Consider the following 9,168-nt stretch of genomic DNA (forward strand, 5'->3'; position numbering starts at 1 on the left):
AAAATCCTACTTTCTAACCGTTAATGCAATATCGGTTTGGTTTACTTGCGCTTGTTCTGGTAATTCAATTAGTGAGAACTCATTCGTATTGGTCACAATAACGATGATCGTATCGTCATACCCTGCTTCATTGATGACGTTCATGTCGACATTTAGTAAGGCTTGACCACGCTTGACAAGCTCTCCTTGTTTGATAAGCGACTCAAATCCACGACCATCTAGTTCTAACGTATCGATTCCCACATGGATCAATAATTCCACACCACTTTCGAGTTTCAACCCGATGGCATGATGGGTCGGTGCCAACGTTACAACTTCAGCATTTTCTGGCGCATAGATCGTTGCTTGTTCGTGATTTGCTTTGATACCAAAGCCTTTACCCATCGCACCACTTGCAAAAACTTCATCTGGCAAACTAGACAATGCCACTAAGGTTCCACTAGTTGGCGCTAATAGATCAACCGCTTCGTCACTAGCTAAGATACGATCAGCCGCATCTTCTTCTGGAATATCTTCAAATCCTAGTACAACTGTTAGAATACACGAGCCAAAAAAGGCGATCGCAATCCCTAATAAGTAACAGATAAAGGCTTTCGTCCCGGCTCCTGCATAGACTGGGATCGTCAGTAATCCTTGATTGGCAAAAGCTGTCCCATAGGAACCGCCCCATCCCATCAACGCTCCTCCTAAAGCACCACTGATCACGGCATAGATCATCGGCGTTTTTAAGCGTAGGTTCGTTCCATAAATCGCAGGTTCCGTAATACCAAATAGCGCGGTAACGGTAGCGGAAGCAGCGACCGTTTTTAATCCTTTATTTTTCGAACGTAAGAAGACACCAAATGCTGCACCTGCTTGGGAGAAATTAGCGGCTCCTGCGAACGCCAAAAGATTTTGACGACCGGTTTGTGCCACATCATTGATCCCAATCGGAATAATCGCACGATGCGCCCCAAAAATAACCAAGACACACCAGATTCCACCAATAAAGCCTCCTAATAGGATCGGACTGATTCCCATCAATTGGTAATAGGCCCAGTTGATCGCTTCCCCAATATAGATCCCAATTGGTCCAAAAACGATCAAGGTAGCTGGTACCATCACTAAAAGTGAAAAGGTCGGCACTAAAATAATTTTTAGCACCTGTGGAATCACTCGATCAAAAAAGCGTTGCACATAGGCTAAACAAAATACCGCAATCAAGATCGGAATAACAGATGAAGTATAGCTGGCTTTGGTCAGATTCAATCCAAATAACGTAACCGCATCTTCACCAGTCATCAACGTTACAATTGCTGGATAACAAAGAGTTGCCCCAATGATCATCGCAATAAATTCATTGGTTTTAAAAACTTTTGCCGCAGCATACCCTAAGAAGATCGGTAAGAAATAAAACAACGCATCAGAGGCTGCAAGTAAAATGACATAAGTTGTATTGGTCGTAATATCAGTATTGTAAAAAGATTTCATGATCATGACCACAACTGCTAAAATCCCTTTTAACATCCCTGAAGCCGCAATCGCTGGAATCACCGGAGTAAAGATCGCGGCGACGGTATTCAAAATCTTCGCACCAACTTTTTCTTTCGTTTGACTTGTCGTTGTTTTTTTAGACGCCTCTAACAATGGTGAAAGTTCTTGATATACTTTATCGACGTCTTTTTTTAGTACGACTTGGTATTGACCATTACTTTTGACTACGGATAAGACGTACGGTAAAGCTTCTAATTTTTCCTTATCTGCATGGGTTTCATCATGTAGATAAAAACGCAATCGTGTAAAGCAATGCGTAACTTCTTTAACATTTTGACTTCCCCCAACATAAGTCAAAATACTTTTTGCTTGTTCTTTATAAGAATACTCCATATCTTCCCCTCTTTTCTATCTTCGTAACTGTTTTATCATACTAAATAAACGTTTCAGATAGATAGAAATTTGCCTACAAAAAAAGAAGTGGCCTAAGCCACTTCTTAAAAAGTTCAAAATAAAATCAAATCATTACTTGGAATAATAGTACCGCTACGACTGCCCCTAAGATCGGGCCTACGATCGGTACCCATGAATATGCCCAATCAGAACTACCTTTATTTTCGATTGGCAAGATAGCATGTGCAATTCTTGGTCCTAGATCACGAGCTGGATTGATCGCATACCCTGTTGGTCCACCTAATGAAAGACCAGCTGCTAAAATCAAAGCACCAACTGCAAACACATTTGCACCACCTAAGAATTCAGTTTGCGTAAAGGTCAATAAGCCTAAGATCAACACAAATGTTCCGATCGTTTCAGCAATGACGTTCGACGGATAATGACGAATCGCAGGTCCAGTTGCAAATGTTCCTAAAATCGCGCCTTGATCCTTCGTTTCTTTCCAATGTGGCAAGTAGAGTAACCAAACTAAAACAGCTCCGACGATCGCTCCAGCTACTTGAGCAAGTACAAATGGCAAGACTAAATGCCAAGGCAGTAATCCTGTTAATGCCATTGCGACTGTTACTGCCGGATTTAATTGAGCTGGTCCCATAAACCCAACCATAAAGACAGCAATCGTTACGGCCATCGCCCACCCCATGGCAATCACGATCCAACCAGAGTTTTGTGCTTTACTTTTATTTAGATTCACCGCAGCACATACCCCATCACCTAGTAAAATCAAGATCATCGTTCCAATAAATTCGCCTACGATCTGTGTCATTTCGCCGCTCATTTAATTTCCTTCTTTCTTCAAATGAATCAAATCAGATTCATCGATCGTTTGTTGTAATTCCATGGTATAGCGATTTTTCGTTTCAGTATCCCATTCAAAATATTCTGCCATCGCTTCTATGATCGGATGTTTGACTTCGTCCAATGTTTCGCGTTGGAACCATAAGTGATTGGTACGACGCACAAGATAATCAGCAGGCGTTAAGACCATTTCATGTTCTAAACCATAATATAGACTGATTGCTTCAGCAAGTGAAAGGTCGGCTGTTTTAAAGAGTGGTTGTTGTGTAATATAAGAAAATACTGTTTTTGCATTCGTACCGTAAAAATCAGCGATATAATGTGCTTGTTCTTTTGGTAATCCTTTTTCGATCCCAATTTGCGCTAAACGATCAATCTCGGATTTGACTTGTGTTGCATCAAAATCCCCACCGGATACCGGATAATTTGCTGAATCAACGATTTCGATTGTACGATGTTGATTTGTTTCAAATAATTCACACAACAAATTTAATGCACCCAAAGCCATTTTACGATAGTCCGTGATCTTTCCACCTGCTAAGGTGATCAAACCATCTGCTTCACGTTCTAATTTACTGCCTCGTGATACGGTCGAAGGAGCTTTTTCTGCTCGATTCATTTCGAGATTTTTCAAGACACGTTCGACATCACTTCTAGTCATTTGATCTGATTTAAATTCCGAAACCGCATCCAAAACTTTTTGGAAACTACGATCAGAAATCGAGCCATTGTCTCCGCCATTGTAATCAGAACCTGAATTATCAGATAACAACGGGCGCAATCCGACCCAGCTAGATTCTACATCTGCTAGTGTAATATTGGCTTTTGGATAACGGTAATTGATGACTTCTAATAAATAGTCGACATCTTTTTGTGTGATTTCTGGATGAGCATAATCGCCAGTATAATCCGTATCTGTCGTTCCAAAATAGGTTTTATTCTCACGTGGAATCGCAAAAACCATCCGTCCATCTTGTTTTCCTGTATCAAAATAAGTTGGTTGTGGAACGGGTAAACGCTTACTATCAATGACTAAGTGAACACCTTTAGTTGGACGCATTTGCGGTACAACTGCACGTTTGAAATTCAATTGACGGATTTTATCGACCCAAGGACCCGTTGTGTTGACAACATAAGTCGCTTTGATTTCAATTGTTTGCCCAGTTAACTCATCGCGTGCTTTGACGCCAATGATTTGATCCTCATTATAAAGAAAACCTGTTACTTTAACTTTGCTAACAGCTAAAGCGCCATCAGCAACAGCTTGCTTGATATTATCGATAACTAACCGTGCATCATTGTTGCGGTAATCTAAATAGACTCCTGCTCCTTGTAGGCCTTCAGATTTCAAGTAAGGTTCCCGTTCTAGCACTTCTTCTTTTGTCAAAGTATAGTTGGCATATTCACTACCTGTGACGTTGGCTAATTGATCATAAAGGTCCATGGCGACTTTGACAGAAAACATGTCAAACGTAGTCGTCCCTTCATCATCATAAATTGGCAATAGCATTGGATCAGCTTTGGGAATGTGCGGTGCGATCTGTTGCAGTACTGCACGTTCACTCACTGTATCCGAAACTACTTCGACATCAAATGTTTTTAAATAACGAATCCCACCATGAACGAGCTTAGTCGAGCGAGAAGACGTTCCTTCAGCAAAATCTTGCATTTCCAATAATCCTGTTTTGATTCCAGAAGCTGCGGTCTGTAAAGCCAGACCCGCTCCTGTGATTCCACCACCGATGATCAAGACATCTAACGGTGTTTGTTGCATTTCTTCAAGCATTTCTTGACGTTGTTTAATTGAAAAACTCATGCCTATCATCTCCTTATGGTTTAAATGTCCGTGTTGCTGCAACCGCTTGTTTCCAACCGCTATATAGTTTTTGACGTTTTTCAGCTTCCATCTCTGGTTCAAATAGTTTTCCAGCTTCATAAAATTCACGGATTTCATCCGTATCTTTCCAATAACCTACAGCTAAACCAGCTAAAAAGGCAGCCCCTAAGGCAGTCGTTTCTAAATTGTGTGCACGTTGAATCGGCGTGTCTAAAATGTCTGATTGAAATTGCATCAAGTAGCCATTATTAGCAGCACCACCATCGACTTTTAAGACTGGAATTTTGATATCAGTATCTGTTTGCATCGTATCGATAATATCTTTTACTTGATAAGCAATCGACTGAAGTGTGGCTTTAATGATATCGTTTTTGGTCGTACCACGAGTCAAACCAAACATCGCTCCACGTGCTTCTTGATCCCAATAGGGTGCACCTAAACCAACAAAGGCCGGTACGACATAAACTTCATCTTCATTGGTCGTGTGACGAGCAGCCTCTTCTGAATCACTTGATTTTTCAACCATTTTTAAGCCATCGCGTAACCATTGGATCGAGGAACCGGCTACAAAGATACTTCCTTCTAGAGCGTAATACACTTCACCATTGATTCCATACCCAATCGTTGTTAGTAAATTATTTTCTGATAACTGCGGCGTTTCACCGGTATTCATCACAATAAATGATCCTGTTCCATAAGTATTCTTGACCATCCCTGGCTCAAATGCCATTTGACCAAATAAAGCTGCTTGTTGGTCACCAGCCATACCTGAAATCGGCACCTCGCTACCATAAAAATGGAATCCTTGTGTGTAACCGTAAATTTCAGAATTAGAAACCGGTGTTGGCAACATCACTTTGGGAATATTTAATAGATCAAGAATCTCTTGATCCCACTCTAAATCATGTAAATTAAAGAGCATCGTACGACTAGCATTCGAATAATCGGTCACGTGGACGGAACCATCCGTTAGTTTCCAGGTCAACCACGAATCGATCGTTCCAAATAACAATTCGCCTTTTTCGGCACGTTCTTGCGCTCCTTCAACATGGTCTAAGATCCAACGTACTTTTGTTGCTGAAAAATACGCATCGATAATCAGTCCTGTTTTTTTATGGAAAAATTCACTATGTCCATCTTCTTTTAATTGATTGGCGATTCCAGCCGATTGTCTAGATTGCCAAACGATTGCATTATAGATCGGTTTTCCTGTTGCTTTATCCCAAACAACAGTTGTTTCACGTTGATTCGTGATCCCGATTCCAGCGATTTGTGAAGGCTTGATGCCTGACTCGATAAATGCCCCCGCAATCACAGACTGTACCGAATTCCAAATTTCATTTGCATTATGCTCGACCCAACCTTCATGTGGGAAATATTGAGTGAATTCTTTTTGTGAACTACCGATTTGTTGTCCTTTTTTATCGTAAATAATCGCTCGTGAACTTGTTGTTCCTTGGTCAATCGCCATGATGTAAGTTGCTTCTGTCATGTTTTTTTCCTCCTGAAAATGTAATCGTTTTCTTTTCTATATGATCATCTTACTGTAAATTCTACGTGATACACCATCAAAATAAAACGAATTTCATTATTTTTTGACAGTTTTAATAACTGACGTCATAAAAAAAGCCCCTGATTCGTTGAAATCAAGGGGTTTAACTGCGCTCTAAGCGGATCGTTTCGATGAGTTGACTAATTTTTTTGACATCGTAAGTCGAATCAAATTCTGATACAGCATACCAATGTTTGGGTTCTTGTACTAAATAACTCGGTCGTGGTCGCGGTGAAATCACGATGTCGAATTCTCGTTTCGTCGAATAACGTTCGACCTCTACTCCCAACAACGGTTTTAATTCAATTTGAACAAGTTGGAAAAATAAAAAACGATAGGCAGGTAGTTGTTCAAAATCAAGACCTACTCGGATCGGTCGTACACTAGAAAATTCGATCATCGCTAAAATACTCGCGTAATTGACTAGCAAAAAGTCTTGTAAGCTATTGTTCGGATGCTGTGTTGCTTCTAATTGTTCAAATACGATCGTCATCATTTTTTGTAAGAGCTGACTTTTACGATGACCCAATAAACGTCGTTGGATCGTCAATAAATTCTCGCGCGTATACAATTCGATTTTTCCCATAAAAAAGTAGACTTCATGGTTGACTTGTGCCAATTGATAGCCTAGCCGTTTTTCTAGAGCGATCGAAAACCGCTTTGGACGATAATCAATCAAAATCGTTTCACGCAAGTAAAGATCCAAACGCGCGGTCGGTAGACGTTTACTTCTAGATAGATCATACTGATAAAAATCTTCTTCACTTAACACTTCAAATGAAATCAAAAAAATATAAAACATGATCCCTTCGTACCTATCGTTCTCCACAGCCATCCGACTTAAATATAAACTAATGAAGTGATCGATTTTCAGATACCATTCATCTTTATAAAAGCTAGCAAATATTGTTTTAAGTCGCTGATGCTCGATTTTTTTGGCTAACCACCTTTTTTGCGTGATATACCACCACAACGAAATTTTTTCTTGCTGGATTTTTGTAAATCGACATGTCAAACTTTGGGATAGGCCTTTTATGAAAGTTGCATAGTCTGGTAACGTCACTAAAGGTAGAGTGCAGTACGGCATCATCAAACTAAATAATTGATAGTATACGTAGCGAATTTGCAGTTCTTCTCCTTGTAATTCTCCATTTTTGATCTGGATCTGAAACTCTTTTAAAATTTGATTGAGTTCTTTTAATTTTCGAAAAGTTGTCGACTCACTCATCCCCAAATTGGCCATCAACTGGGTCGTCGTAAACGTTGGATGATTTAATGCGAACTGCAGAATTTGAAAATAACTACTTTTTTCAACTAAATTTATAATGACCATCTCTAAATTGACTGTTTCTGAAAAATCAAGTGCGATCGTCGTATCTAGATAACGCAAGTGATACTCTTTTGTTTGCTGTCCAAATTCGGCTAGTTCTTTTACGTATTGTTCAAAAGCTGTTTTGGATAATTTCGTGACTTCACGTAATGCAGTAAAAGAAATCTGTCCACCTGCTAATACGATTGCACGCAACATTTGAACTTGGATCGCTTCTTTTTTTTCTAATAATGCATCGATTTGCATAAACTACTCCTTTAACACATCACTGGTATACTTTTTCTAATTCTTCTAGCCATTGATCCACGATCAGCGCCTGATCGACTGCGTCATACATCATTTGTTTAACTTGGTCCTTTAGATTCTGAGCAATCAACTGAATCCCTAATAATTGACGTGTCCGCTTTTGATAGATCACTTTGATCAATGTCGTCGTATCTAACTTAAATGATTGGATCGCTACAGGGTACGAGACAAAAATCGCTTCTTGTTCCAATAATCCTAAAGCCAAATAAGTCGTATCAAAGAATTCACCTTCAAACGGACGAATACTTCCTGGATCTTTTTGTGTAAGGTGAGCAAGATTGCGTGCGACAATATATGCTGTACGGCTTGCATTCTCTAAAGAAGAAATATAACATTCTTCTCCGGTCGCCCGAAAGCGAACATGGATCGCATCTCCTATTGCAAAAACATCGGTTTGGCTCGTCTGCAAATAATCATCGACCCAAAGTGTTCCATCACTATTTTTTGCTAAATAACGAGTCACCTCTTGTTCTAGTGCGCGTGTATTGACCGCGACTAAAACTAAATCAACTACTTGTTCGCCTAGACTGGTATGCAAAAGATAGCCTTTTTTAGGATGGGGTAAAATACGTTCAACTGCGTCTGAAAAATGCATGTTTATTTGTTCGCTTTGTAAAAAACGAGTCAAAATCGGTGTCATGTCTGCATCAAAATAACGAGCAAGTGGACGCTCATTGCGCTCATAGATATGCAATACTTTTTTTGTATGCGCCAAAGAAGAAGCAAATGCAATCCCTAGTGCCCCAGCTCCTACGATCGCAATCGTTTGTGCAGCCTTGATTTTTTCAATTACTTCATCTTGTTCTTGCCACGATTTATACGACCAATACGTTGATAAATCTTCCGTCGTTCCAGCTAAACGTGAGCGCTGAGTGGAACCTGTTGCTAAAATCAGTTTATCAAATGGCAGAGATTTTCCACTAGTAAGCAGGATTTCATGATCGCGTAACCGTTCACATTTTAGACCTAATAAAAGATCGATATGATACTCTTCGGTCAATATTTGTTCTTTAACGATCGGTGAGTGATCGACTACACGATCATTTGCTAACCCTTGAAATAGATTTTTAGGTAAATGGCTTAGAGTTTCTTTTTGCTCGATCAGTGTGATCGTAGCTTGTTTAAAGCGTGTTCGGCATTCGATAGCCGCATAAATACCAGAAATCGAACCCCCAATAATCACGATCTGCATAGTCTTAACTCCTTTTTTATTCATCATACCACAACTGATATCGCGAAAAAAGACGACAAAAAAAGAAGATCTCTAGAGATCTTCTTCGAAAGGTTTAATTAAATTAAGCTTTTACGATGTTTGTAGCTTGAGGTCCACGTTGGCCTTCTTCGATATCAAAAGTCACTGCTTGACCTTCTTCTAAAGTTTTGAAACCTTCGCCTTGGATTGCTGAGAAGTGTGCA

Annotated in this window: 7 protein-coding genes; all 7 read right to left on the bottom strand. The window is 39.8% G+C overall.

The genetic code is table 11. The features are described 5' to 3' along the window. Positions 1-6: 6 nt before the first annotated feature. Complete coding sequence (locus QZ413_RS04445) at positions 7-1,866, bottom strand: beta-glucoside-specific PTS transporter subunit IIABC (protein ID WP_297076880.1); 1,860 nt, start codon at positions 1,864-1,866, stop codon at positions 7-9. A gap of 124 nt (positions 1,867-1,990) precedes the next feature. After that, positions 1,991-2,707: an MIP/aquaporin family protein gene (locus QZ413_RS04450; protein WP_297076882.1), complete on the bottom strand. Its 717-nt coding sequence runs from the start codon at positions 2,705-2,707 to the stop codon at positions 1,991-1,993. Further along, positions 2,708-4,543 (bottom strand): type 1 glycerol-3-phosphate oxidase, encoded by a 1,836-nt coding sequence (glpO, locus tag QZ413_RS04455; RefSeq protein ID WP_297076884.1) that lies wholly within the window; start codon positions 4,541-4,543, stop codon positions 2,708-2,710. 13 nt (positions 4,544-4,556) lie between these two features. Next, on the bottom strand, positions 4,557-6,056 hold the full coding sequence (glpK, locus tag QZ413_RS04460; RefSeq protein ID WP_297076885.1) for a glycerol kinase GlpK: 1,500 nt from the start codon (positions 6,054-6,056) through the stop codon (positions 4,557-4,559). A gap of 163 nt (positions 6,057-6,219) precedes the next feature. Then, positions 6,220-7,692 (bottom strand): helix-turn-helix domain-containing protein, encoded by a 1,473-nt coding sequence (locus QZ413_RS04465; RefSeq protein WP_297076887.1) that lies wholly within the window; start codon positions 7,690-7,692, stop codon positions 6,220-6,222. Positions 7,693-7,711: 19 nt separating this feature from the next. Beyond that, positions 7,712-8,944 carry an FAD/NAD(P)-binding oxidoreductase gene (locus QZ413_RS04470; RefSeq protein WP_297076889.1) on the bottom strand — a complete coding sequence of 411 codons (1,233 nt, stop codon included), beginning with the start codon at positions 8,942-8,944 and terminating at the stop codon, positions 7,712-7,714. Positions 8,945-9,047: 103 nt separating this feature from the next. Beyond that, positions 9,048-9,168 (bottom strand): cold shock domain-containing protein (locus QZ413_RS04475; protein WP_297076890.1); only part of this gene is annotated, 121 nt, incomplete at its 5' end.

The organism is uncultured Enterococcus sp. (assembly GCF_913775425.1).
Taxonomy (GTDB): domain Bacteria; phylum Bacillota; class Bacilli; order Lactobacillales; family Enterococcaceae; genus Enterococcus_G.